The organism is Albimonas pacifica (genome assembly GCF_900113695.1).
Classification (GTDB): domain Bacteria; phylum Pseudomonadota; class Alphaproteobacteria; order Rhodobacterales; family Rhodobacteraceae; genus Albimonas; species Albimonas pacifica.
The window spans coordinates 259,815-283,142 of sequence record NZ_FOQH01000005.1; the positions used below are offsets into that span (position 1 = coordinate 259,815).

General features: G+C 72.7%; 17 protein-coding genes. 5 read left to right on the plus strand and 12 right to left on the minus strand.

All coding sequences use genetic code 11. From position 1 onward, the window contains the following. The first annotated feature begins 241 nt into the window (after positions 1-241). From BM064_RS12330 to BM064_RS27440, 3 genes are all read left to right on the plus strand, one after another. On the plus strand, positions 242-1,291 hold the full coding sequence (locus BM064_RS12330; RefSeq protein ID WP_092860083.1) for a class I SAM-dependent methyltransferase: 1,050 nt from the start codon (positions 242-244) through the stop codon (positions 1,289-1,291). Positions 1,292-1,404: 113 nt separating this feature from the next. Continuing rightward, positions 1,405-3,414, plus strand: a complete 2,010-nt coding sequence (locus BM064_RS12335; protein WP_092860084.1) for an autotransporter assembly complex protein TamA — start codon at positions 1,405-1,407, stop codon at positions 3,412-3,414. Beyond that, entirely contained in the window at positions 3,414-8,270 is a 4,857-nt protein-coding gene (locus tag BM064_RS27440) for a translocation/assembly module TamB domain-containing protein (RefSeq protein ID WP_092860085.1), read from the plus strand. The genes BM064_RS12335 and BM064_RS27440 overlap by 1 nt, the downstream gene beginning before the upstream one ends. A gap of 224 nt (positions 8,271-8,494) precedes the next feature. Here BM064_RS27440 and BM064_RS12345 read toward each other — a convergent pair whose 3' ends face one another. The 9 genes from BM064_RS12345 to BM064_RS12380 all read right to left on the minus strand — a co-directional run bounded on the left by BM064_RS12345 (position 8,495) and on the right by BM064_RS12380 (position 18,350). Beyond that, a complete protein-coding gene (locus tag BM064_RS12345) occupies positions 8,495-9,079 on the minus strand; it encodes a glutathione peroxidase (RefSeq protein ID WP_092860086.1) in 585 nt (194 codons plus the stop codon). A gap of 204 nt (positions 9,080-9,283) precedes the next feature. Then, positions 9,284-10,588, minus strand: a complete 1,305-nt coding sequence (purB, locus tag BM064_RS12350) for an adenylosuccinate lyase (protein WP_092860087.1) — start codon at positions 10,586-10,588, stop codon at positions 9,284-9,286. Positions 10,589-10,975: 387 nt separating this feature from the next. Continuing rightward, on the minus strand, positions 10,976-11,296 hold the full coding sequence (locus BM064_RS12355) for a hypothetical protein (RefSeq protein ID WP_092860088.1): 321 nt from the start codon (positions 11,294-11,296) through the stop codon (positions 10,976-10,978). Continuing rightward, on the minus strand, positions 11,293-12,888 hold the full coding sequence (locus BM064_RS12360; protein WP_092860089.1) for an ABC transporter ATP-binding protein: 1,596 nt from the start codon (positions 12,886-12,888) through the stop codon (positions 11,293-11,295). The genes BM064_RS12355 and BM064_RS12360 overlap by 4 nt, the downstream gene beginning before the upstream one ends. Next, a complete protein-coding gene (locus BM064_RS12365) occupies positions 12,885-14,096 on the minus strand; it encodes an ABC transporter permease (protein WP_092860090.1) in 1,212 nt (403 codons plus the stop codon). The genes BM064_RS12360 and BM064_RS12365 overlap by 4 nt, the downstream gene beginning before the upstream one ends. Beyond that, the gene (locus BM064_RS12370; RefSeq protein WP_092860091.1) at positions 14,093-15,187 is read right to left on the minus strand and encodes a microcin C ABC transporter permease YejB; all 1,095 of its coding nucleotides are present in this window, start codon (positions 15,185-15,187) and stop codon (positions 14,093-14,095) included. The genes BM064_RS12365 and BM064_RS12370 overlap by 4 nt, the downstream gene beginning before the upstream one ends. Beyond that, a complete protein-coding gene (locus BM064_RS27445; RefSeq protein ID WP_177236233.1) occupies positions 15,188-15,358 on the minus strand; it encodes a hypothetical protein in 171 nt (56 codons plus the stop codon). Next, positions 15,355-17,319: an extracellular solute-binding protein gene (locus BM064_RS12375; protein ID WP_092860092.1), complete on the minus strand. Its 1,965-nt coding sequence runs from the start codon at positions 17,317-17,319 to the stop codon at positions 15,355-15,357. Before BM064_RS12375 ends, BM064_RS27445 begins: the two co-directional genes overlap by 4 nt. Before the next feature lie 527 nt (positions 17,320-17,846). Beyond that, positions 17,847-18,350 carry a c-type cytochrome gene (locus tag BM064_RS12380; RefSeq protein ID WP_092860093.1) on the minus strand — a complete coding sequence of 168 codons (504 nt, stop codon included), beginning with the start codon at positions 18,348-18,350 and terminating at the stop codon, positions 17,847-17,849. 285 nt (positions 18,351-18,635) lie between these two features. Here BM064_RS12380 and BM064_RS12385 point away from each other — a divergent pair, with 285 nt between their 5' ends. After that, complete coding sequence (locus tag BM064_RS12385) at positions 18,636-19,490, plus strand: prephenate dehydratase (protein WP_092860347.1); 855 nt, start codon at positions 18,636-18,638, stop codon at positions 19,488-19,490. Positions 19,491-19,589: 99 nt separating this feature from the next. Here the strand turns inward: BM064_RS12385 and BM064_RS12390 are convergent, their stop codons facing one another. After that, on the minus strand, positions 19,590-20,375 hold the full coding sequence (locus BM064_RS12390) for a calcium-binding protein (RefSeq protein ID WP_092860094.1): 786 nt from the start codon (positions 20,373-20,375) through the stop codon (positions 19,590-19,592). A gap of 273 nt (positions 20,376-20,648) precedes the next feature. Here BM064_RS12390 and BM064_RS12395 point away from each other — a divergent pair, with 273 nt between their 5' ends. After that, a complete protein-coding gene (locus tag BM064_RS12395; RefSeq protein ID WP_092860095.1) occupies positions 20,649-21,737 on the plus strand; it encodes an NADH:flavin oxidoreductase in 1,089 nt (362 codons plus the stop codon). A gap of 64 nt (positions 21,738-21,801) precedes the next feature. Here the strand turns inward: BM064_RS12395 and BM064_RS12400 are convergent, their stop codons facing one another. Then, positions 21,802-21,984 (minus strand): hypothetical protein, encoded by a 183-nt coding sequence (locus BM064_RS12400; protein WP_092860096.1) that lies wholly within the window; start codon positions 21,982-21,984, stop codon positions 21,802-21,804. Positions 21,985-22,182: 198 nt separating this feature from the next. After that, positions 22,183-23,187 carry an NAD(+) diphosphatase gene (gene nudC / locus BM064_RS12405; protein ID WP_092860097.1) on the minus strand — a complete coding sequence of 335 codons (1,005 nt, stop codon included), beginning with the start codon at positions 23,185-23,187 and terminating at the stop codon, positions 22,183-22,185. Positions 23,188-23,328 lie beyond the last annotated feature (141 nt).

Sequence of the window (23,328 nt, forward strand, 5' to 3'; positions counted from 1 at the left end):
GAAGCGGTCAAGGACGAGCCCCGCTGCGCGGGGTCGCTGCGCGATCCTTGACCGCTTCGGGCGAGTCGCTCTGATCGGCATCAGCGACGGACGGCTCCGGAGAACAGGCGCTCGCGGCGGGGCCTGGGGCGGGCCGGCGGCTGGGGCGGGCCGGGCGCGCAAGCGGGGGGGCGTTGCGGCGGGAGGCCGGGAGGGACCTGGGCTCTGGCGCCCGGGGGCGGTTCGGGGTATCGGCGGGGGCATGGCCGAACCCGATCCCATGGAACTGCTCGCCGACGCCTTCGACGGCGAGCCCTCGCCCTTCGGGCCGCGCGGACTGCTGGTCCTGCGCGCCCGTCCCTCCCGCGCCTTCGCCCGCGACGCGCTGGTCTGCGAGCAGGGGTCGAAACCCTTGCACGCCGCCCTCGACGCCGAGGGGCGCGAGGTGCATGCCGAACTGCCGGCCGACCTCGCGGAGTTCCCGGCGGCGGCGGTCTGCCTGACCCGCGCGCGGGCCGAGAACCGCGCCAACCTCGCCCGCGCCTGGGCGAAGACGGCCGAGGGCGGACGGCTCTTCGTCTCCGGCGCCAAGACCGACGGGATCGAGAGCCTGCAGAAGGCCCTGCGCAAGGAGGGGCTCGAGGTCGAGGCCGCCCCCCGCCGCCACGGCCGCGTGCTGTCGCTGGTGCGCCAGGGCGAGGCGCCCGCGCTCTTCGCGCAATGGCTGGAGGAGGCGGCGGCCGCGCCGCGCGTCCACGGGCTCGGGCGCGACTTCGTCACCGCCGCGGGCGTGTTCTCCTGGGACAAGGTCGATCCGGGCTCGGCGTTGCTGGCCGAGGCGCTGCCGCCGCTGAAGGGGGCGGTGGCCGATCTCGGGGCCGGCTGGGGGTTCCTGTCGGCCAGGATCCTCGAATCGGCGGACGTCGCCTCGCTCGACCTCGTGGAGGCCGAACACGCCGCGCTGGCCTGCGCGCAGGCCAATCTCTCCGACCCGCGGGCGCGTTTTCACTGGGCGGACGTGCGTGCCATGCCGCTTCCCCGCGCCTCGCACGAGACGGTGGTCGCCAACCCGCCCTTCCACGACGGGCGCGAGGTGTCGCTGGCGCTGGGGACCGCGTTCCTGGAGGCCGCGGCGCGGCTGCTGAAGCCCTCGGGCCGCCTGTGGCTGGTCGCCAACCGGACCCTGCCTTACGAGAAGGTGCTGGAGCGCGCCTTCGTCGAGTGGTCCGAGGTCGGCGGCGACGGGGCCTACAAGCTGCTGTGCGCCGCGCGTCCGCGCCCGCCGGCGGCCCGCGGCCGACAGGCGCGCTGACGCCCCGTCCGGCCCCGTCGCTGACGTGCACGTGCCTTGCGCCGCGCGCCGGGCCCGCGCATCGTGGGCCCGCGCCAGTTCCGATCCGCCGCAAACGGGGTGAAAATCCGCGCATGACCCGTCCGTCCGCCGGCGCCGCCGGCCCGACCCTCGCGCGCCGCACGACCGCCTGCGCCGTCCTTGCCCTCGCCGTCGCGCTCGGGGGCTGCGGCCTCTTCGGAGAGCGCAAGGGCGACTTCCCCCCGGTCGAGTTCGCCGCCCCCCAGGGCAGCGTGGACTACGAGGTGGAGCTCGTCGGCTCGCCCCGCGACGAGGCGACCTCGGCGCTGCAGGAATCGCTTTCCCTCTACCGTCGCCAGGACGACGGCGCCCCCTCGGTCGCGATCCTGCGCCGGCGCGCCGAGCAGGACGTCGAGGCGACCAAGAAGATCCTGCGCAGCTTCGGCTACTATCGCCCCGAGGTGACGGTGGAGGTCGAGCAGCTGCCCGACGATCCCGCCGCGCCGAAGGATCCCAACGAAGGCAAGGGCCGCGCCTCCTACACCTTCGCCGAGCTCTTCGGCTCCTCCTCCGACGAGGAGACGCCCGCGGAGGAGACGGCCGAGGAGGAGGAGGCCCCCCGCCAGAACGCCATCGCGCGCGTGATCATCGACCCGGGCCCCGCCTTCCGCCTGACCCGGCACGAGTTCGTGGTGATCGGCGAGCCCTCGCGCCGCCGCCGTCTGGACCTGATGACGCCCGAGCAGGCGGGCTCCCCCGTCGGGCGGCGCGCGGACGCGGGCGAGATCCTGGACGCCGAGAGCAAGGCGCTGGCGGCGCTGCTCAACAACGGCCGCCCCTGGGCGAAGCTGCAGGGGCGGCGCGCCATCGCCGACATGGAGGCGGGCACGATCGAGATCGAGACCTCGATCGCGCCGGGCCCCTATGCGGAATACGGGGAGATCGAGGTCTCCGGCACGCAGGACGTGGTGCCCCAGCACATCCGCGGCTACCGCGACTTCCGCCATGGCCGGCCGGTGGACCGGCGCGACCTGCGCGCCTACCAGTCGGACCTGATGCAGACCGAGCTCTTCGACTCCGTGGTGGTCAAGGTGCCCGACGAGCCTCCGGCCGATCCCCAGGGGGACGCCGTGCCGATCCTGGTCGACGTGGTCGAGGGGCCGCGCAACACCGCCACCGCGGGCCTGCGCTTCAACACCGACAGCGGGCCCGAGGTCCGCGGCGGCTACACCCAGCGCAACCTGCTGGGCCGGGGCGAGCGCATCGACCTGACCGGCGTGCTCGGCGCCTCCGAACAGAGCCTGACGCTGGAGGGGCGCAAGCCCCAGTTCATCCGCCGCCGCCAGACGCTGACCGGCCTCGCCCAGGTGCGCAACATCGAGGACAACGCCTACGACGAGACCGGCGCCACGCTCTCGGCGGGCATCGAGCGCGAGCAGGGCCGCTACTGGACCTACGGGGCCGGCGGGCTGGTCGAGTATTCGCGCATCAACGACCAGTTCTACACCGAGGACGTGGTCCTGTTCGGCGTGCCCGCCTTCGTGCGCTACGACGGCTCCAACGACCTGCTGAACCCGACCGAGGGAATCCGCGCGGGCGTCTACGCCACGCCCTACCACGCCTTCCGCGACCGGGGCGATTCCCAGTTCCTGCGGGCCGAGACCATCGTCTCGGGCTACCTGCCCATCGACGATGAGCACCGCTACGTGCTGGCCAGCCGCGGGCGGCTGGGCTCGATCTTCGCCGAGAAGCTCAACGACGTGCCGCTGACCAAGCGGCTCTATTCCGGCGGCGGCGGCTCGGTGCGCGGCTACGGCGACCAGATGATCGGGCCGCTCGACGCCAACAACGACCCCACAGGCGGACGCTCGGTCGCCGAGCTGTCGCTGGAGGCGCGGGCGCGGGTCTACGGCGACTTCGGCGTGGTGGCCTTCGTGGACGCGGGCTCGGTCTCCACGGCCGTGGCCCCGGACTTCTCCGACGGCGTGCAGTACGCCGCCGGCCTCGGCGGGCGCTACTATTCCCCCGTCGGGCCGATCCGCTTCGACCTCGCCTTCCCGCTGAACGGGCGCAAGGTCGACGACGCCTTCGGCTTCTACTTCTCGATCGGACAGGCTTACTGATGCGGCGCGCCCTCCTCCCCCTCCTCGGTCCGCTGGCGCTCGCCGGCGCGCTGCTGACGGCGAGCCCGGCTGCGGCCCAGTTCTCGCTGCTCGGCCTGCAGAACTCGCTGGTGCAGTTCGTGCTCTCCCAGATCTCGGTGGAGGGGGAGTTCGAGATCACCGCGGACGGCGTGCAGGAGAACGAGGACGGCCAGACCGTGCTCGCCGGCATCAAGATCGCCGACGGGGAGGGGGTGTGGTTCGAGGCGCGCAGCGCGCAGCTTTCGTGGAACGCGCGACGCATCCTGCGCGGCGAGGTCGAGATCACCGACATCGCCCTGACCGGCATGCGGATCCTGCGCGCCCCGACCCCGCCCGAGGTCGAGGTGGTCGAGGATTCCGAGATCGATCAGGCCGGCTTCGATCCCTTCGCCTGGCCCCGCTCCCCCATCGCCGTGCGCGTGGAGAGCCTGCGCCTGGTGGACGCTTTCGTGGCCGAGGGGGTCTTCGCCCCCCAGTCGCTGGCCTTCGAGGCCACCGGCGCCTTCGTCGACGAGGGCCAGATCCAGTCCCTGAAGCTCGACATCCGGCGCACCGACGCGGTCGAGGGGACCATCGACCTGGAATACGTGCGCGACTTCTCGGACGAGAGCCTGAAGCTGGCGCTGAACGCGCAGGAGGCGCCCGGCGGCCTCGTCGCCGTGATGGGCGGCCTGCCCAACACCTCGGCGAGCTTCGTCAATGTCGACGCCTCCGGCCCGCTGGTCGACTGGAACCTCACGCTCGCCGCCGAGGTCGACGAGGTGATCCGCGTCGACGGCTTGGCCGTGATCGACGCGCAGGCCCCGGTCTCGGTCGACGCGCAGCTCGCGCTCGTCCCCGGCCCCGAGCTCTCCGACCAGGCGCGCACCGCGCTGGGGGAGCGGGCGGAGCTCGACCTTTCCGTGCGCGAGGACGACGACGGGGTGGTGCGCATCGAGACGGGCGCGTTCAATTCTCCCTCGATCCAGGCCTCGGCCGTGGGGACCTACACCCGGGCGAACGGGGAGATGGACTTCGACCTCAGCCTCGTCGCCGGCGCGGTGATGTCCCAGGTGGCCGAGGGCGTGGACTTCGAGCGGATCGCCTTCGACGGCGCGCTGAAGGGCGTGCCCGAGGACTTCTCCGCCTCCGGCGCCCTGTCGCTGGCCGGCCTGGCCACCGCCCCCGCCGACATCGGCGAAGCGGCGCTGGAGGTCGCGGCGACCGTGCAGGGGCAGGAGCTGACCGTCACCGCCGACGGCGACGCGACCGGCGTGCGGCTCGACCGGCTGGGGCCGGACCTGATGGGCGACACCCGCCTCGACATCCGCGCCGTCTGGGGGCTGGAGAGCCAGGTCGCCACGCTGGAGACGCTGTCCATCGACAGCCCGCTGCTGAGCGTCTCGGCGCAGGGGACCGCGGACGTGGCGCAGTCGACCGCGGCGCTGGACTATGCGCTGTCGACCCCGAGCCTCGAGCCGGTCGCCGCCGCCTACGACCAGGTCGCCGGCGGGCGGCTCGACGTCTCGGGCCGGGCGGAGGGGCCGTTCTCGGCGATCCACCTCACCGGCCGCGCGGCGGCCGAGGACCTGACCTTCCAGGGCGAGCCCTACGGCGAGGTGGCGATCACCCATGACGTCACCGCCGGCGAGACCGTGGCGGGCAACGTCGCGGTCGAGGCCTCCGGCTCCCGCTACGGGCCGGCGCAGGTCGCGACCGACTTCACGCTCGACGGGGACCTGTTGTCGGTGACGAACCTGACCGGCGCCGCCATGGGCGCGACGCTCGCGGGCCGGGCGGAGGTGGATCTCGCGCAGACGCTGGTCGACGGCTCGCTCGCGGTCGAGGTCGCGGATCTGGGCGCCTTCTCCGACCTCGCCGGCGCGCCGATCGCGGGCTCGCTGCGCGGCGACCTCGACCTGACCACGCCGGAGGGGCGCCAGGACCTGCACCTTGTGGGCCGCGCCGACGGGCTGGAGGGCTTCGACGGCGCGCTCGCCTTCGCCGACCTCGACGTGACCGTGCGCGACGCGACCGGCGAGAGCGTCTCGGCCGTCTTCGCCATCGCCGCCGAAGATGCGGTGCTGCGCGCCTCGGGCGTCGAGAAGGCCACGCAGAAGGCCGCCGAGACCACCCAGGAGGCCGGCGCCGAGAGCGCGGCCGACAAGGCCGCCGACGCCGCCGCCGACGCGGCCGAGGAGGCCGCCGACGAGAACCCGCGCGCCGACGTCGCCCGCGTTCAGCGCCTGGAAGTCACCGGCGAGGCCACCGACCTGACCGGCGCCCCGGCCGTGCGCGCGACCGCGGTCGTCACCGAGGCGACCTCCCCCCAGTTCGACGCCCGACTCGCCCGCGCCACCGTCGAGGCCGACCTTCAGGACCTGACCGGCGCGCCCCAGGGCACGGTGCGCCTGCTGGCCGAGGACGCCTCGGGCCAGGGCGCGGGGGTGCAGGTGCTCGACGTCGCCGTGGACGGGGTGAACCTGATCGACGATCCCGCGGCGACCGCGGTGGGCTTCGCGACCGGCGTGACCGCCCCCGGCGCCGCCATCGAGCGGGTCGACTTCGACGCCCGCGGCGAGGATCTGCTGGGCGAGGGCCGGGCCGAGGCCAACCTCGCCGCCCGCTCGATCACCGCCGACGGCGGCGTCTCCGTCGCCTCCCTCGACGCCTCCGCCACGGCCGAGGGGCTGACCACCGGCCGCTCGGCGACCCTGACCGCCACGGTCGGGGGCGTTAGCGCGGGCGGGGCCACGGTGCGCAGCGTGCAGCTCGACGCCACCGCCGCCGACCTGCTGGGCGCGCCCTCGGCCACGGCGAAGGCCACCGCCAGCGGCATCGACGCGGGCGGCGCCACCATCGCCCAGGTCAGCCTCGACGCCGAGGGCTCGAACCTGATCGAGGCGCCGGCCGGGCAGGCGACCCTCGTCGCCTCCACCGTCGACGTGGCCGGGGCGGCCTCCCTCTCGCGGGTGACGGCGCGGGCGAACGGCGACCTCTCGGCCCTGACCTTCTCGGTCGAGGGGCAGGGCGCCACGGCCGAGGAGGAGCCGATCCGCCTGCGGATCGACGGCCGCGGTCGGCTCGACTCCGATCCGCAGACGATCACCCTCTCGACCCTGTCGCTCGACGCGGGCGAGGTCTCCATCGCCCAGCAGGGCGCGCTGACCGCGACGCTGTCGGGGGGGACCACCGCCGTGCGCGGCCTGAACGTGACGCTGCCCGGCGGCGGGCTGACGGGCGAGGCCGCGCTCGCCTCGAACGGGGCGCGGGGCAACCTGACGCTCGCGATCGGCGACCTGCCGGCGCTGGCGGCGATCGTCGACGCGCCGGTGGACTCGGGCTCTGTCAACCTCTCGGCCGACTTCGACACCCGCCCGGGGTCCGCCCGCGCCCGGGTGAACCTTCAGGCGCGCGAGCTCGGCTTCTCCAACATCGCGGCGGGGGACGGCACGCTCGCCGCCGATCTCGACGCCGACTGGAACGGGCGCACGATGTCTGCCGAGGGCGTGATCCGCGGTCCCTTCGGCGAGGACGGCGTGCGCGTCGCCGCCACACTGCCGCTGCGCCCCGCGGGCATGTTCCCCGCGCCGCCGCCGGGCGCGCAGATCGACGCCTCGGTGGTCTGGCAGGGCCGGGCGGAGGCCATCTGGCCCCTGCTGCCGCTCCCCGACCACGTGCTGACCGGCGAGCTCGACGTCGACCTGCAGGTCACCGGCGCCATCGACGCGCCGCAGCCCACCGGGCGCATCCGGCTCATCGACGGCAGCTACCAGCATCTCGAGGCGGGCACGATCCTGTCGGACCTGCAGGTCCGCTCCTCCCTGCGCGAGGGCGGCGGCCTGCGGGTGCGCCTGACCGCCACCGACGGCGCCGGCGGGCCGGTCGAGGCGAACGTCGACCTCGTCGGCGACCGGATCACCGCCACCGCGACCACGCGCGAGGCGGTGCTGGTGCGCCGCGACGACGTCACCGCCGCCGTCTCCACCGACATCCGGGTCGAGGGCCCCACCATCGCCCCCGCCGTCACCGGAGAGATCCGCATCGACCGCGCCGAGGTGCGCCTGGTCAACGCCACGCCGCCCTCGCTGCCCGACCTCGGCGAGATCGAGATCAAGGGCGAGCCCCCCGAGAAGGTGGAGGAGGAGGCCTCCGGCGGCCCCACGCTCGACCTCAAGATCGTGGCGCCCGGCGACATCTTCGTGCGCGGGCGCGGCCTGACCTCGGAGTGGCAGGTCGACCTCGCCATCACCGGCTACGCCGCCTCGCCGCGGATCACCGGGCTGGTCTCGGGCGTGCGCGGCACGCTCGACTTCCTGGGTCGGGACTTCGACCTCGCCCGCTCGGACGTGCGCTTCCTGGGCGGGCCCGAGATCGACCCGCAGCTCGACGTGGTCTTCGAGCATGAGCGCGAGGACATCACCGGGCGCATCGCGGTGCGGGGCTCGGCCTCGGACCCGCGGCTCGCCTTCGAGTCGGTGCCCGCCCTGCCGGAGGACGAGGTCCTGCCGCGGGTGATCTTCGGGACCAACCGCCAGAGCCTCTCGGCCGCGCAGGGCATCCAGCTCGCGGCCGGCGTGGCGACGCTGGCCTCGGGGGGCGAGGGCACGCTGGGGCGGGTGCGCTCGGCGGTCGGGCTCGACGTGCTGGCGGTGGACACCGACGGCGACGCCACCGCGATCTCCGCCGGGCAGAACATCGCCGAGGGCGTCTACGTGGGCGTGAAGCAGCCCGTGGACGGCGGCGCCACCGCGGTGGAAGTCGAGATCGACGTCTTCGACAACGTCACCGTGGATGCCGAGACCTCGGGCGAGGACGGCTCCTCGGTCGGCGTGAACTGGAAATACGACTGGTAGGGCGGCCCGCGCCGCCGGCCGGACCGACGAAGGCCCCGGGGCTGGCCGCCCCGGGGCCTTTCGCGTCGCGCCGAAGGCGCGCGGTCGAAGTCGCGCCGAAGGGCGCGCGGTTGTAGTCGCGCCGAAGGCGCGCGGCCGGAGTCCCGCCGAAGGGCGCGCGGTCGGAACCGCGCCGAAGGGCGCGCGGGAGGAGTTACGGCGTCGGGGTCGCGCCGGCGGGGGCGTCAGCCGGCGACGAGCAGCGCCTCGATCGCCTCGCGGATCTCGGGGTCCTGAGGCGCGACCGCGCTGTCCCAGGCGCCGACTAGGGCGCCGTCCGGGCCCAGCAGGTACTTGTGGAAATTCCAGCGGGGCGCGGGCAGGTCGCGCCCGGCGCTGCGGCCCTCCTGCGCGGCCCAGGCGTAGAACGGGTGGGCCTGCGGGCCCTTCACCTGCACGAGGCCGGACATCGGGAAGTCGATGGCGAAGTTGACCTCACAGAAGTCCTTGATCGCGCCCTCGTCCTCGTATTCCTGCCGGCCGAAGTCGCGGCTGGGCGCGCCGACCACGACGAGGCCGCGGTCGCGGTAGGCCTCCCACAGGGCCTGGAGCCCGTCGTATTGCGGGGTGAAGCCGCAGCGCGAGGCGGTGTTGACCACCAGCACCGGGCGGCCGGCGTAATCGGCCAGCGCGATCCGCTGGCCGGCGCCGTCCAGGGGCTCGAAGACGAAGGCATGCGCGCTCTGGGCTGCGCGGGCGACATGGGGCAGGGCGAGCGCGCCCGCGCCCAGCGCGAAGAAGCGGCGGCGGTGGATGGTCGGCGGGGTCATTGCGTCGGTCTCCTGCCCGGGTCGGCCAAGGCCTCTCCCCCCAATGGCCTCTCCTCGGTGATACGTAGGCGCCGCCGCTTCGGTTTCATCGTCCGCGTCCCGAACTGCGACGCTGCGCAGCGGGGCCGCGCCGAGCGCAGGCCCCCGGAACGCGAGCGGCCCGGGCGTCGCCGCCCGGGCCGTTTCCGCGCCGCGTCGCGAGGATCAGTCCTCGGCGAAGACCCGCGCGAAGATCGCGTCGACGCGCTTGAGGTGGTAGCCGAGGTCGAACTTCTCCTCGAGCTCGGCGTCGCTCAGGGCCGCCGTCACCTCCGGGTCGGCCTTCAGCTCGGTCAGGAAGTCGGCGCCCTGCTCCCACACCTTCATCGCGTTGCGCTGCACGAGGCGGTAGCTGTCCTCGCGCGAGCAGCCGGCCTGGGTGAGGGCCAGCAGCACCCGCTGGGAATGCACCAGGCCTTTGAACTTGTTGAGGTTCGCCAGCATGTTCTCGGGGTAGACGACCAGCTTGTCGATGACCCCGGTCAGGCGCGACAGGGCGAAGTCGAGCGTGATGGTGGCGTCCGGGCCGATGTAGCGCTCGACCGAGGAGTGCGAGATGTCCCGCTCGTGCCACAGCGCCACGTTCTCCATCGCCGGCACGACGTAGCCGCGGACCATGCGGGCGAGGCCGGTGAGGTTCTCGGTCAGCACCGGGTTGCGCTTGTGGGGCATCGCCGAGGAGCCCTTCTGGCCGGGGGAGAAGAACTCTTCGGCCTCCAGGACCTCGGTGCGCTGCATGTGGCGGATCTCGATCGCCACGTTCTCGATGGAGGAGGCGACGACGCCGAGCGCCGCGAAGAAGGCGGCGTGGCGGTCGCGCGGGATCACCTGGGTGGAGATCGGCTCCGGCTCGAGGCCCATGGCCTTGCAGACGTGCTCCTCCACGAACGGGTCGATATTCGCAAAAGTGCCGACGGCGCCGGAGATGGCGCCGGTGGCGATCTCGAACCGGGCTTTCTCCAGTCGGTTCCGGTTGCGCTTCATCTCCGCGTAGAAGCGCGCGAAGGTCAGGCCCATGGTGGTCGGCTCGGCGTGGATGCCGTGGGAGCGGCCGATGCGCACCGTGTCCTTGTGCTCGTAGGCGCGGCGCTTGAGGGCGGCGAGCAGGGCGTCGACGTCGGCGATCAGGATGTCGGCGGCCTGCACGAGCTGCAGGTTGAAGCAGGTGTCGAGGATGTCCGACGAGGTCATCCCCTGGTGCACGAAGCGCGCCTCGGGGCCCACCAGCTCGGCCAGGTGGGTGAGGAAGGCGATGACGTCGTGCTTCGTCTCGCGCTCGATCTCGTCGATGCGCGCGATGTCGAAGGTCTTGTCCTTCGCGGTCCAGACCTGGGCGGCGGCTTCCTTCGGGATCACGCCGAGCTCGGCCTGGGCGTCGCAGGCGTGGGCCTCGATCTCGAACCACAGGCGGAACTTGGTCTCGGGCGTCCAGACGGCCGTCATCTCGGGGCGGGCGTAGCGGGGGATCATGGCGGCCTCTGGGTCTGGGGGCGGTCTCGCGCGCGGCGCGCAGGCGGTGTCGGGCGCGGGATAGCGCGCGGGGGGCGTCGCGGCAAGACGGCGGCGGCGCGCAGGGCGCGGGGGGAGGCCGCGCGTCGACCCGCGCGCCCGCGGCCCGCGCGCGCCCGCGCGGCGCATCGGGCGAGGGCGCCGGGCGGCGAGGGGCGCTGGCCGGGCAGGGGCGCGCCGGGGGGCAGGCCGGCGCCGGGCGTCGCGCCGCACGGCGGGGGGCCGGGCATGGGGCGGACGGCGCCGGGCGGCGCGCCGGAGCGGCGGGAGCCGGCGCCGAGGGCGGCGTTGCAGGGCGCCGCGCGCCGGCGGAGGCGGCCGGCGGCGGGGCCGGCCGGGGCCCGCGCCTCAGTCGCCGCTGGCGCGGACGCGGAAGCGGGCGGGGTCGTCGGGCGTCGGCTCGAGGATCCAGGCCTTGGGACCGATCCTGGCCCCGCGGGAGGTGCGGTAGCCCTCGACCTGCAGGCGCGTGCGGCCGCCGGCCATGGGAATCGCGCGGCCCGCGGCGACCACGCCGTCGGAGAACTCGACCGCCACCGGCAGGCCGGACGCGGGCAGGTCCGCCTCGGGCAGGGCGCCGGTGGCGCCGACGTAGAAATGGGTGTGCGCGACCGACACCGCGCCGCCGGCCTCCGCCGGGGCGCCTTTTCGTCCGAGGAAGCGGATCATGCCGCCGCGCCGCCCAGGGCCGCGCGCATCAGTTCGCGCGTGTAGTCGGTGCGCGGGGCCGAGAACACCTCCGCCGCGGTCCCGCTCTCGACGATGTCGCCGGCCTTCATGACAATCACCCTGTGCGACATCGCCCGCACCACCTTCAGGTCGTGCGAGATGAAAAGATAGGCCATGCCGTGTCGCGCCTGCAGGTCACGCAGCAGATCCACGATCTGCACCTGCACCGTCATGTCCAACGCCGAGGTCGGCTCGTCCAGCACCAGCAGCTTCGGTTTCAGGATCATCGCCCGGGCGATGGCGATGCGCTGGCGCTGGCCGCCCGAGAACTCATGCGGGTAGCGGTCCATCATCGCGGGGTCGAGGCCGACCTCGCGCATCGCCTCCGCAACCGCGGCGCGGGGGTCGTCGACCCCTTCGAGCCGGTGGATCGAGAGCCCCTCGGCCACGATCTGCTCGATCGTCATGCGCGGGCTGAGCGAGCCGAACGGGTCCTGGAAGACCATCTGCATCTGGCGGCGGATCGGGCGCAGGGCGCGGGGCGAGCGGCCCTGCAGGTTCTCGCCCAGGAACACCACCGGCCCCTCGGAGGCGGTCAGGCGCATCAGCGCCAGCGCCAGCGTGGTCTTGCCCGAGCCGCTCTCGCCCACGATCCCCAGCGTCTCGCCGGCGTGGACGGCCAGTTGCGCGTGGTTCACCGCCTTCACATGGCCGACGGTCCGGCGCATCATGCCGCGGCGGATCGGGAACCAGATCTTCAGGCCCTCGGTCTCGATCACCACCGGGGCGTCGGTGCGGGCAGGCTCGGCCACGCCCCTGGGCTCTGCGGCGAGCAGCTTGCGCGTGTAGGCGTGCTGGGGGTCGGCGAAGAGGGGGGCGGTGGCGTTGGTCTCGACGATATGGCCGTCCTTCATCACCGCCACCCGGTCGGCGATGCGCCGCACGATGCCGAGGTCATGGGTGATGAACAGCATCGACAGCCCCTCGTCGCGCTGAAGCTGCTTCAGCAGGTCGAGGATCTGGGCCTGGATGGTGACGTCGAGCGCGGTCGTCGGCTCGTCCGCGATCAGCAGCTTGGGGCCGTTCGCCAGCGCCATGGCGATCATCACCCGCTGGCGCTGCCCGCCCGAGAGCTGGTGGGGGTAGGCGCCCAGCCGCTCCTCGGGGTCGCGGATGCCGACCTTGCGCAGGAGGTCCAGCGTTCGCTCGCGCGCCTGGGCGCCGCGCAGGCCCTGGTGGAGGGCCAGGCTCTCGCCGATCTGCTTCTCGATCGTGTGCAGCGGGTTGAGCGAGGTCATCGGCTCCTGGAAGACGAAGCTGACGTCGTTGCCGCGCACCCGGCGAAGATCCTTCGCCGGCGCGCCCACCATCTGCGTGCCCTCGTAGATCACCGAGCCGGAGACCTGCGCCGCCTCCGGCAGCAGGCCGACGGTGGAGAGCGCGGTGACCGACTTGCCGGAGCCGGATTCGCCCACCAGCGCCAGCGTCTCCCCCCGGTCGACGTGGAACGAGACGCCGTGCACCGCGACCGAGATCCCGTCCTGACCGCGGAAGCCGATGGTCAGGTCGCGGACGTCCAGCAGGCGGCTCATCGGAAGGCCTTTCGGGGGTCGAAGGCGTCGCGCACGCCTTCGAAGACGAAGACCAGCAGCGACAGCATGATCGCGAAGGTGAAGAAGGCGGTGAAGCCCAGCCAGGGCGCCTGCAGGTTGTTCTTGCCCTGCAGCGCGAGGTCCCCCAGCGAGGGGTAGGAGGCCGGCAGGCCGAAGCCGATGAAGTCCAGCGTCGCCAGCGTCGAGATCGAGGCGGTGAGGATGAAGGGCATCATGGTCAGCGTCGCCACCATCGCGTTGGGCAGCAGGTGGCGGAACATGATCGTCCAGTCGCCGACCCCCAGCGCCCGGGCGGCGCGCACGTATTCGAAGTTGCGCGCGCGCAGGAACTCGGCCCGCACCACGCCCACCAGCGCGGTCCACTGGAACAGGCTGAGCAGGATCAGCATCGACCAGAAGGTCGGCTCGATGATCGCGGCGATGATCATGATCAGGAACAGGGTGGGGATCGCCGACCAGATCTCCTCGACGCGCTGGAAGGTCAGGTCGACCCAGCCGCCGAAATAGCCCTGCGCGGCCCCGGCCACCACGCCGATGACCGAGCTCAGCGCGGTCAGCGCCAGGCCGAACAGCACCGAGATCCGGAACCCGTAGATCACCCGGGCCAGCACGTCGCGCGCCTGGTCGTCGGTGCCCAGCCAGTGGGTCGCGTCGGGCGGCGAGGGCGCGGTGGCGACCCCGTAGCTGATGGTGTCGTAGCTGAACGGGATCAGCGGCCACCAGATCGAGCCGGGCTCGGCCCCCTCGATCTCCTCGCCGGCCTCGACCTGGGCGATCAGTCCCTCGGGGTCGTCGAAGCAGCTCTCGAGGCCGCCGGTCAGGATCAGGCAGCGGACTTCGACGGCGCGATAGTCGGCCTCGGTCTCGAAGTCGCCGCCGAAGTCGGTCTCGGGGTGGAACTCGAAGATCGGGAACATCGTCTCGCCCCGGTAGACCACCAGGAACGGCTTGTCGTTGGCCACGAACTCGGCGAACAGCGCCACCACGAACAGGATCAGGAAGATCCACAGCGACCAGAAGGCCCGGCCGTTGGCGCGGAAATTGTCCCAGCGCCGCTTCTGCAGCGGGTCGAGCTGGAACAGCCCCCGCCGCGGCGGGGGCGCCAGCGCGGGCGCGGGGGCGGGGCCGGCGGGCGTCTCGGGCGCGGAGACGGCGTCGGGGGCGTCGGGCGTCTCGGTCCGGCTCATGTCGCGCGGCTCTCGAAGTCGATGCGCGGGTCGATCCACACGTAGGTCAGGTCCGAGATCAGCTTCACCACCATGCCCAGCAGCGAGAACAGGTAGAGCGTCCCGAACACCACCGGGTAGTCGCGGTTCACGACGCTCTCGTAGCCCAGCAGGCCGAGGCCATCGAGCGAGAACACGATCTCGATGATGAAGGCGCCGGTGAAGAAGATCGAGATGAAGGCCCCCGGGAAGCCCGCGATCACGATCAGCATGGCGTTGCGGAACACGTGGCCATAGAGAACCCTGCGCTCCGTCAGGCCCTTGGCGCGGGCGGTCATCACGTACTGCTTGCGGATCTCGTCGAGGAACGAGTTCTTGGTCAGCAGCGTCAGCGTCGCGAAGCCCGAGATCGCCATCGCCAGCACGGGCAGGGCGATGTGGTGGAAATAATCCACGATCTGCATGCCGGTGGAGAGCCGGTGGAAGTCGTCCGAGACCAGCCCCCGCAGCGGGAACCACTGGAAGTAGCTGCCGCCGGCGAAGAAGATCAGCAGCATCACCGCGAACAGGAAGCCCGGGATCGCGTAGCCCACGATCACCAGGCCCGAGGTCCAGGCGTCGAAGACCGAGCCGTCGCGCACCGCCTTGCGGATCCCCAGCGGGATCGAGACGAGGTAGGCGAGCAGCGTCGTCCACAGCCCCAGGCTGATCGAGACGGGCATCTTCTCCACGATCAGGTCGATCACCGAGATCGAGCGGTAGTAGCTCTCCCCGAAGTCGAAGCGCAGGTAGTTCCAGATCATCAGGCCGAAGCGCTCCAGCGGCGGCTTGTCGAAGCCGAACTGACGCTCGAGGTCGGCGATGAAGTCGGGGTCGAGACCCTGGGCCCCGCGGTAATCCCCGCCGGGCGCGCCGCCGCCGCCACCGCCGCCGGCCTCCCCCCCGCCGCCGCCGGTGAAGCGGTCGGTGGCCGAGGCCGGGTCGTTGAGCTGGGAGATGATCTGCTGCACCGGGCCGCCCGGCGCGAACTGGATGACCGCGAAGTTGATCGCCATGATCCCCAGCAGGGTGGGGATCATCAGCAGGATGCGGCGAAGGATATAGGCGCCCATTCAGGCGTCGGTCCTGTCAGCCTCGGTGGCCTCCGGGCGTCTGCGCGGGCCCTGCACGGGCACGCGGACGGGCTTGGGTTCGGGCCGGCGGCCCTGGCCGAGCGCGGCGGCCGCGGCCGCCGCGGCGGCGCCGGCGACGCCGATCAGGATCATGGTCTCTTCCGGGGTCACAGCGGGGCGCCCTCCGATTTGAGCTTCTCGTATTTCGCTTCGTCCCACCACCAGTAGCCGTCGCCGCGGCTGTAGGGGGGCGGGCTCTCGGGCATGCCGAACACGTCCCAGTAGGCGATGTTGTATTCGCCCTTGTACCAGTTCGGCGTCCAGATGTGCAGCGCGCGCAGCACCCTGTCGAGGGCGCGTGCGGCGACGTCGAGGCTCTCGCGGCTGTCGGCCCCGATCACCTTCTCGATCAGCGCGTCGACGGCGGGGTTGGCGAGCCCCGTCAGGTTCGGCGTCCCCGGCGAGCCGGCGGCGTCCGAGCCGAACAGCGAGCGCAGCTCCTGGCCCGGGGTCATCGACATCACGAAACGGCCGGGGACCACGTCGTAGTCGAAATCCTCCTGCCGCTGCTGGTACTGGGCGGGATCGACGATGCGCATCGAGGCGTCGACGCCCATCTTGCGCAGGTTGGCGATGAAGGGGCCGATGATCCGCTCGAAGGTGGGGCTGTCGTCGAGCAGCTCCATCTTCAGGGGCTGGCCCTCGGCGTTCACCCTCATCCCGTCCTTCACCGTCCAGCCCGCCTCGTCGAGCAGCTTCATCGCCCGGCGCAGCACGCGGCGGTCGGAGCCGGAGCCGTCGGTGACCGGGGGCGTGTAGGCGGGGGCCTCGAAGACCTCCGCCGGCAGGTCGGCGCGCAGCGGCTCGAGCAGCGCGAGCTCCGCCTCCGAGGGCATCCCCTCGGCCTCCATCGGCGAGTTCTCGAAGAACGAGACGGTGCGGTCGTAGAGGCCGTAGAACAGCGTCTTGTTGGACCATTCGAAGTCGAAGGCCATCGACAGCGCCTCGCGCACCCGCGGGTCCTGGAACTGGGGGCGGCGCATGTTGAACCAGAACCCCTGCGTGCCCGAGGGCCGCCCGTCGGGCACCTGGTCCTTGATCACCCAGCCGCGCTCGATCGCGGGGAAGCCGTATTCGGTCGCCCAGATCTTGGAGAAGAACTCCTCGTGGAAGGTGAAGGCGCCGGCCTTGAACGCCTCGAAGGCGGCGGTGTAGTCCTTGAAATACTCGAAGACGTAGCGGTCGAAGTTGTTCGTGCCGACGTTCACCGGCAGGTCGGCCGCCCAGTAGTCCGGGCGCCGCGCGTAGACGATGCGCCGGCCGGGCTCGGCCACCTCGACCGCATAGGGGCCCGAGCCCAGGATCGGCTCGAGGGTGGAGGCGGAGAAGTCCCGCTCCGCCCACCAGGCCTTCGAGAGCACCGCGAAGCCGCCCACCATGGCCGGCAGGTCGCGGGTCGAGACGCCCTCGCGGAAGTCGAAGCGGATCGCGCGCTCCTCGAGCACGGTGGCGCTTTCGACGTCGCGATACTGGATGCGGTAGGAGGGATGGCCCTGCTCGCGCAGGATGTCGAAGGTGAACTTGACGTCCTCGGCCGTGACCGGCGAGCCGTCGGAGAAGGTCGCCTCGGGCCGCAGGCGGAAGATCACCCAGGTGCGGTCCTCGGGGTATTCCAGGCTCTCGGCCAGCAGGCCGTAGACCGCGTCGATCTCGTCGGGCGAGCCGGTGAGCAGCGTGTCGTAGAGCGCGCCCAGGCCCTGCGCCGGTTCGCCCTTCAGGATGAAGGGGTTGAGGCTGTCGAAGGTGCTGGACGCGCCGGTGCCGCGGCCCGACCAGGTGCCGCCCTTGGGGGCGTCGGGATTGACGAAGTCGAAATGCGCGAAGTCGGGGGCGTATTTCAGGTCGCCGAAGGTGGAGATCCCGTGGCTGACGATCGCGCCGCCCTCGCCGACCGCGGGGGCCGGGGCGCCGGCGCCCTGGGCGCCCGCCAGCCGGGGCAGGAGCGTCGCCGCGGCGCCGAAGGCCGCGAGCCCCAGCCCGAGGTCGCGCCGCGAGATCGCGCCGGTCCCCGCGGCCCTCCCCGGGGGGGCGGGCAGGTCGAGGCGGCGTCGGTCGGCGGGGCGCTTGCGCATGGGCGGATCTCCCTTGTGTCCGTCCCTCCAAGGGTTAGGCCGCGCCCTCCGACGTTTCAAGCGCGCCCGCGAGGACGTGACCGCGCGCCCCCGCCGCACCGACGTTCCGGACCCCAGGCCGCAGGCGCGCCGCCTTCCCGGCCGGGGGCGGTCTCCCGGGCCCATGGGCGCCCTGCGGGCGGGCTTTGGCCTCCGGCCGGCGCGGCGCCCGGACCGCGCAGCCGGCGCCGACGCCGGCGGGCGGGCGGCGCGCGCCGAGCCCGGCGACGAGGCGGTCGGCCGCACCGCGGCGCGACGGTCGGGCGACGCCGCGCGCGCAGCGGCCGGACGGTTCGGGGGCAGGGCGGCGGGGGAGCGTCCGCCGCTCGTCTCCCGGCGAGCAGACCGGGCGAGCAGACCCGGCGAGGGGCGTCCGGAGGGGCGCGCCTCGGCGCGGGGAAGGGCGACCAGGGGCGGAACCGGAGGCCGGAATCGAAAGAGCCGCCCCGGGGGGCGGCTCCTGTCGGTCGCGCTCGGGGCGCGGGTCGTTACTGCAGCGACGCCAGGTAGGCGATCAGGTCGGCGCGGTCCTCGGGGGAGCGCAGGCCGGCGAAGCCCATGGCGGTGCCGGGGGCGACGGCCTTGGGATTCTCGAGGAAGTGGTAGAGGTTCTCCTTCGACCACACGTCGCCCACCTGCTCCAGCGCGCCGGAGTAGGAGAAGCCGGCGACCGAGTCGATCTCGCGGTCGATCACGCCGTCGAGGTGCGGGCCGGTGCCGTTCGAGCCGTCCACCTTGTGGCAGGCGCGGCACTTGCCGAACACCCGCTCGCCGCGGCCGGCGTCGCCGGCCTCGAGCAGGGCGGCCACGTCGATCTGCTCTTCCTCGCCGCCGCCCGCTTCCTGGACTTCCAGCGCGTAGGCGTAGTGATGCTCGTCGCCATGGGAAGCGGCCGGGTGGAAGATCAATTCGGCGAAGAACTGAACGCCGAGATAGATCAGCAGCGCGCCCACGCAGGCGCCGACGATCTTGTTGATCTCCATCGTGTCCATGTCGGTCCAGACCCCTTTATCGTTCCTTGCCGGGCGCCGGTTGTCGCGTCTCGCTCCGTGGCCCGCTTCGCCCCCCTCCCGGGGCCGGCGCGCGTCTGCTGCGTCCGGCCGGCGAGGCGCGGCTGGGTGAGCGATCTCCTACCCGCTTCCCGCGACCGGCCGCAAGGCGTATAAGGCGCGACCCATTGACCGGAGAGAGCTTTCTCACGGGCCCGTCAGGGCCCGCGAGACCGCGCGGAGACCATGACGCAAGACACGACCCGACCCGATCCATCCGCCGGACCCATCCTCGAGAAGATCGCCTTCCAGGGCGAGCCGGGCGCCTACTCGCATCTCGCCTGCCGCCAGGCCTATCCCGAGCTCGACCCGCTCCCCTGCCAGACCTTCGAAGAGGCGATCGCGGCGGTGAAGAGCTGCGAGGCCAAGCTCGCCATGCTGCCGGTCGAGAACTCCACCTACGGCCGGGTCGCCGACATCCATGCGCTGCTGCCGGGCTCGGGCCTGTTCATCATCGGCGAGACCTTCGTGCCGGTCGCCATCCAGCTCATGGGCCCCAAGGGCGCGAAGCTCGAGGGCGTGAAGACGGCGATGAGCCACACCGTGCTGCTGGGCCAGTGCCGGGAGTTCCTCGCAGAGCATAAAATCCGCGCGATCACCGGCGCCGACACCGCCGGCTCCGCCCGGCAGGTGTTCGAGGCGAACGATCCGACGCAGGCCGCGCTCGCCTCCGAGCTCGCCGCCGAGATCAACGGGCTGGAGATCCTCGCGCGCGACGTGCATGACAACAAGCACAACGCCACCCGCTTCCTGGTGATGTCGCGCCAGAAGATCGAGGCGGAGCCGGCGGCCCCCAAGGTGCTGACCACGTTCATCTTCCAGGTCCGCAACGTGCCCGCCGCGCTCTACAAGGCGATGGGCGGCTTCGCGACCAACGGCGTGAACATGGTCAAGCTGGAGAGCTACATGGTCGACGGCTCCTTCACCGCGACCCAGTTCCTGGCCGACATCGAGGGCCACCCCGACGACCCCAACGTGCGGCTGGCGATGGAGGAGCTGGCCTTCTTCACCTCTTACCGCCGGATCCTGGGCGTCTATCCGGCCCACCCCTACCGCGACAGCGTGCGCCTCGCCGCCGACTGAGCGCGCGCCGCGAGAGCGCCAGGGACCCGGACGCGAAAAAGGGGCGGCGCCGTCGGCGCCGCCCCTTTCGTCGGGCACATCCCACAGGCCCCGCGGGGCTCAGGCGAACATGAAGTCCTGGTGGTCGTAGTCGTCCGCGTCGCCGTCCTTGATCCGCAGCACCACGTCGTCCTCGTATTTCACCACCAGGTCGCCGTTGCGCGCCTCGCGCAGCTCGAGATCGGCGAAGCGCGTGGCGCCGTTCTCGACGAGGAACAGGTCGGCGTCCTGCTCGAAGTCCACGACCCTGGCGCGCCCGCCCTGGGAGAGCACGAAGGTGTCGTCGCCCGCGCCGCCGATCAGGCGGTCCACGCCCGGGCCGCCGGCCAGCACGTCGTCGCCGCCGCCGCCGCGCATCACGTCGCCGCCCTTGCCGCCGAACAGGAAGTCGTCGCCGCCGCCGCCGACCAGCAGGTCGCCGCCGTCGTTGCCGTAGAGCTCGTCCGAGAAGCCGCCGCCGCGCAGTTCGTCCGACCCCGAGCCGCCGAACAGCACGTCCGAGCCCTTGCCCCCGACCAGCAGGTCCTTGGCGTTGCCGCCCTTGAGCACGTCGCCGCCCCAGCCGCCGTAGAGCGCGTCCTTGCCGTTGTCGCCGATCAGCTTGTCGGCGCCCTCGCCGCCCTCGAGCACGTCCTTGCCGTTGCCGCCGTCGAGCAGGTCGTGGCCGTCGCCGCCGTAAAGCGCGTCCTTGCCGTTGCCGCCGAACAGGCGGTCGTCGCCCTTGCGGCCCCAGATCTCGTCGCTTCCGTTCTCGCCGTGCAGCCGGTCGTCGTTGTCGAGGCCGAAGACCTGGTCGTCGCCGTTGCCGGCGAACTCGACGATGGGATCGTGCTTGGGGCTGGCCATGGGGATTCTCCTCCTGCTCGCGTCTTCCGGGCGCGGGGCGTCCCCGCGCAGGACGGCCGGAGCCGTCGTCATGCGCCTTGTGTCAGCGCGAAAAGGCCGGCCTCGGGCGGGATCGTGTCCCGTCCCGGACCATTCGGCGCCCGGTCCCGCCCCATTCACGCCCGCGCAGGGGGGCGCCGCGGCTCCGTTCATCGGGGCGGCGCGATTGACAGCCGGTCGACAAGTTGGTCCCGTCGCCTCCGAACAATGACTCTGGAGGAGCCCGGACCCGCCATGACCCGACTTGCCGACGAACTGACCCTCGCGCGCGGACCCGCGTGGAAGAACCGCTTCATGCTGGCCCCGCTGACCAACCAGCAGAGCCACATGGACGGCACGCTTTCGGACGACGAGTTCCGCTGGCTGACCATGCGCGCGCAGGGCGGCTTCGGCCTGACCATGACCTGCGCCGCCCATGTGCAGCGCAACGGCAACGCCTTCCCCGGCCAGCTCGGCATCTGGGACGACCGCCATCTCGAGGGGCTGACGCGGCTCGCGGACGCGCTGCGGGCGGCGGGCTCGGTCTCCTCCGTGCAGCTCCACCACGGCGGCATGCGCTGCCCCAGGGAGCTGGCGGGCGACGTCGTGGCCCCCTCCGACGACGCCGAGACCGGGGCCCGCGCCCTGACCACGGCCGAGGTCGAGCGGCTGCGCGACGATTTCGTCGCCGGCGCGCTGCGCGCCCAGACGGCGGGCTTCGACGGGGTCGAGATCCACGGCGCCCACGGCTACATCCTCTGCGCCTTCCTCAGCGCGAAGTACAACCGCCGTGACGACCGCTACGGCGGCAGCCTCGAGAACCGCGCCCGGCTGACGCTGGAGATCCTCGACGGCATCCGCGCGGCCTGCCGCCCCGACTTCCAGGTGGGCCTGCGCCTGTCGCCCGAGCGGTTCGGGATGGAGCTGGCCGAGATCCGCGACCTCGCCGCCCAGGTGATGACGGGCGGCAAGCTCGACTATCTCGACATGTCGCTGTGGGACGTCTTCAAGGCGCCCGTCGACGAGGCCTTCGCCGAGCGCGACCTGCTGGGCTGGTTCACCGACCTGCCGCGGGGCGAGACGAAGCTGGGCGTCGCCGGCAAGCTGATGACCGCCGCCCAGGCGCAGGAGGTGCTGGACCGCGGCTGCGACTACGCCGTGATCGGGCGCGCCGCGATCCTGCGCCACGATTTCCCCAACCGGGCGCTGGCGGACGCGGGCTACGCCTCGCCCGCGACCCCGGTCTCGGAGGCGCATCTGATGGCCGAAGGGCTGTCGCCGTCCTTCGTGCAGTACATGCGCAACTGGAAGGGCTTCGTGGAGGAGGCCTCCTCGGCCGCCTGAGCCCCCGGAACGCGGAAGGGGCGGACCCTGCGGTCCGCCCCTTCACCTGCCGGCGCGGGGCGCCTCAGCTCTGGCGGGCGCCGCGCTTCTCGGTCAGGCGCTGCTGGATGCGGCGCCAGTTGTGCGCCTCTTCCGCGTCGCCCTTGTCCTCGTATTTCGCAGCGCGCTGCGCGGCGGTGGCGATGGCGCGGGGGCCGAGTTCGTCGTAGAGCGCCCGGGCCTGAAGTTCGACGTCTTCCATGCGCATGTCGCGTCCTCCCAGAATTCGTCATGCGGGGGGCCGGCGCGCCGAGGGGTCCGGCGGAGCCGGCCGGGACCGCAACCTAAGGGAAAGTCGCCCGGATCGGAACCCCTTCTGCGACAGGCCGCCGCAGACGGGCCGGTCAGGCCCCCCTCGCGCCGCACCGCGGAGGGGCGCCCGAGCGGCCGGGGATGCCGGGGCGGCTCAGCGGAACTCCGGCACCCGCCCGTCGACCCACGCCTCGATCACGGATCGGGCGATGGCGCCTTGCCGGGCGGGGGCGATGACCGGGTGACGGCCGGCGAGCGCCTCGCGCATCTCGTCCTTCTCGACCCACATCGCGGCCTCCAGTTCGTGCTCGTCGATGCGGATCTCCTCGTCGAGCGCCTCGCCCGCGCAGGCGATCATCAGCGAGGCGGGGAAGGGCCAGGGCTGGGAGGCGACGTAGATCACCCGGCCGACGCGGATGAAGGCCTCCTCCTCCACCTCGCGGCGCACGGCGGCCTCCAGCGTCTCGCCCGGCTCCATGAAGCCCGCGAGCAGGGACCACATGCCTCGCGGCCACATCGACTGGCGGCCGACCAGCACCTTCGAGCCGCGCGTGATCAGCATGATCACCACCGGGTCGGTGCGCGGGAAATGCTGGCCGCCGCAGGCGGGGCACTCGCGCCGCCAGCCGGCGTGGACCATCTCCGAGCGGGTCCCGCAGCGCGAGCAGAACGGGTGGGAGCGGTGCCACTCGATCACCCCCTTGGCGGTGGAGGCGTCGGCGGCGTCCTGCACGCTGAGCCGCGCCATCTCCTGGCGCAGGTCGAGGAAGGCGTGGGTGTCGGGCAGGTCGGGATGGCGGTTGGCGGTGGCGTCGCGGAACGTGCCCGGGGGGCCGTCGGGGGCGGCGGGATCCTCCCAGGCCGAAATGTCGAGCGCGAAGCGCGCGCAGGGCCGGCCGCCCGCATCCTCGAGACCCAGGAACACCGGCTTGTCGGTCGTGACCTCCAGCACCGGGGAATCGGAGGGCAGCCAGCCGAGCGAGAGATCGCCGCCCGCCTCCGCCAGCAGCGGCTTGCCGCGCCACAGCGGCAGGACCCGCGCCTCGGGGTCGCTCCAGAAGCGCCGGATCAGGGCGGCGTCGCCGCGCATGCGGTCCGCGCGGTCGCGGGTTCCGCCGGCGAAGGCGATGGTCTCTTCCGGGATGATCGGATCGGGCATCTGCGGCGGGCTCCCCTCGGTTCCGTGCTTGTTTGGGGCGACTCTATGGACCGCGGCGGCGGGGAGGAGCAAGCGGGGAGCGACGGACTCCCGGGGACGGAGGCGCCCTGCGGGCGGGCTTGGCGGGGGGCTCTGGCTTGT